Source organism: Planomonospora parontospora (assembly GCA_014647935.1).
Taxonomy (GTDB): domain Bacteria; phylum Actinomycetota; class Actinomycetes; order Streptosporangiales; family Streptosporangiaceae; genus Planomonospora; species Planomonospora parontospora.
Genome location: BMQD01000081.1, coordinates 1 through 1627, shown reverse-complemented (window position 1 = coordinate 1627; position 1627 = coordinate 1). Strand labels below are relative to the sequence as shown.

Sequence of the window (1627 nt, the reverse complement as noted above, 5' to 3'; positions counted from 1 at the left end):
AGCCCTTGCCGGCGTCCCCGGCCCGCGCCGCCTCGATGGTGGCGTTCAGGGCCAGCAGGTTCGTCTGCTCGGCGATCGAGGTGATCGTCTTGATGACCGAGCCGATCTCCGCCGACGAGGCGCCGAGCTTGGCGACGGTCTCGTTGGTCGACTCCGCCACCTCGACCGCCTGCGCGGCGACCCTGGCACCCTCGTTGGCGTTGTGCGCGATCTCCCGGATCGACGCGCCCATCTCCTCCGAGCCCGCCGAGACGGTCTGCACGTTCTGCGAGACCTGGCCGGCCGCGGCGGCGACGTTGCCGGCCTGGGTGGAGGCCTCGTCCGCGCTGGCGGCGATGCGGTCGCTGACACCCGACAGCTCGGTCGAGCTGGCGGCCAGCGTGTCGGCGCTGGTGGCCAGCGCCTCGATGGCCTCGCGGATGGCCGTGTTGGCCTGGTTGACCGCCACCGCCATCTCGCCGACCTCGTCGCGGGAGGACACCTCGACCCGCCCGGTCAGGTCGCCCTTCGCGGTCGCGTCCAGGACACGGGAGACCTCGGCCAGCGGACGCACGATCAGGCCCGAGACCAGCCGGGCCGTACCGAACGCGAGCAGCAGGCCGACCGCCACCAGCACCATGATCAGGTTCCGGGAGCCGTCGTACTGGTCGGCGGCCGCGGCGGTCACCCCCTCGGCGTTCTCCTTCTCGAGCTTCGCGAGGTTGTCCATGGCGGTGTTGAGCTGGTCGGAGACGCTGGTGAACTGCTCCACCACGGCCTTGATCTCGGCGGTGGCACCGGCTCCGGCGGCCGGTGCCGCCGCGGGGGCGGACATCACGGTGTCGCGCAGGGTCCGGTACTCCTGCCACGCCTCCGCGAAGGAGGCCGCGTTCTCCTTCAGGGCCGGGGAGTCGGTGGCGTCGGCCTTGTATGCCTCGAACGCGGCGGTCACCGCCTCGGTGGCCTTCTGCATCTGCGCGGCGGCCTCCGCCTTCATCGCGGGGTCCGGGATGCTGACGACGCCGGTGGTGGCGTTGAACATGTTGGCCATCTGGCCGCGCAGGTCGACCAGGTGGGCGAGGCGTTCGACGCTGCCCTGCTTGATCGTGTTCAGGTCGTCGTTCAGTGCGCTCATCCGGCTCAGCGCCACGACGCTCACGCCGGCGCCCATGACGGCGACGATGGCCACGGCGACGAGGATCTTGATGTTGATGCGCCGGTCGGCGAACCACCCCAGCAGGCGGTTGCGGTTCGCGCTCACGACGGGGCGCGCGTTGTCTACGGACGTGCCGGTCACGTTCAGGTCCTTTCCAGTGCGAGACCGAGAGCTGCTGGGATTGCCGACAGACAGCCATCTCGTCTGCTCATCGGCATCGGGAAGGGCCGTCTGAGGCGATCGGAAGCGCTTCCCCGGGAGTCGGGGGCACGCGCGCCCTCCGAGGGCGAGCCCGTACGGGGCCCGCGAAGACGAAAGGACACCCGCCGGGCGATCGCGCCGCCCGGCGGGTGTCCTTTTCGCATCCCGGTCGTACCCCGGTCCGTGCTCTCCCGGCACCGCCTGCCGGAGCGCTTCCGGGGCCGCCGGGCCCGGTGTCAGTAGCGGAAGCCGGAGACCAGGGTGTGCAGCCGGGCCGACAGCCCGGCCAGC

Annotated in this window: 1 protein-coding gene; it reads right to left on the bottom strand. The window is 71.5% G+C overall.

Going from position 1 to position 1627, the window contains the following annotated elements; all coding sequences use genetic code 11:
• Positions 1 to 1276: methyl-accepting chemotaxis protein (locus IEZ07_RS35190; protein WP_191898758.1), on the bottom strand; the 1276-nt coding region annotated here is incomplete at its 3' end.
• Positions 1277 to 1627: the final 351 nt, after the last annotated feature.